The sequence below is a fragment of the Desulfobulbus alkaliphilus genome, assembly GCF_016918545.1.
Lineage (GTDB): Bacteria > Desulfobacterota > Desulfobulbia > Desulfobulbales > Desulfobulbaceae > Desulfobulbus > Desulfobulbus alkaliphilus.
Map to the genome: position 1 here is coordinate 1 of NZ_JAFFQC010000334.1, position 418 is coordinate 418.

Sequence of the window (418 nt, forward strand, 5' to 3'; positions counted from 1 at the left end):
GGATCACCGGCTTGCGGCCGAAGCTGTCGGCGAGCGGCCCGTAGAACAGCTGGCCGATGGCGAAGCCGCCCAAAAAGGCGCTGATGGTGAGCTGGGCCCCGTCGATGCTGGTGGCCAAGTCCCGGGCGATGGCCGGAATGGCGGGCAGGTACATGTCCACCGCGAGCGGGGTCAGGCCCGCCAGGGCGCCGAGCAGGATGAACAGGAAGCGGGGAGAGAGGGTCGTGGCTTGGGGCATAGGGTATCCGAGTCGTGGCAGGGCCGGGAAAAGAGGCAAGTGTTGAGTCTATCAGTTTTGGCAGGCTTGAGCAGGTCTATCCTGGCACGGGCCCTGAGGTCAGATCTGCTAAGGGCTCAGCGCACCGGACGGTATGCTCGGTGGCGGCAGAGGAGCAGGAGCCAGCCCAGCCACCCAAGC

Annotated in this window: 1 protein-coding gene; it reads right to left on the reverse strand. The window is 66.3% G+C overall.

Going from position 1 to position 418, the window contains the following annotated elements; genetic code table 11:
- Positions 1 to 238, reverse strand: a 238-nt coding sequence (locus JWG43_RS18815; protein WP_205244436.1) for an MFS transporter, incomplete at its 3' end; no start/stop codon positions are given.
- Between the last annotated feature and the right edge of the window lie 180 nt (positions 239 to 418).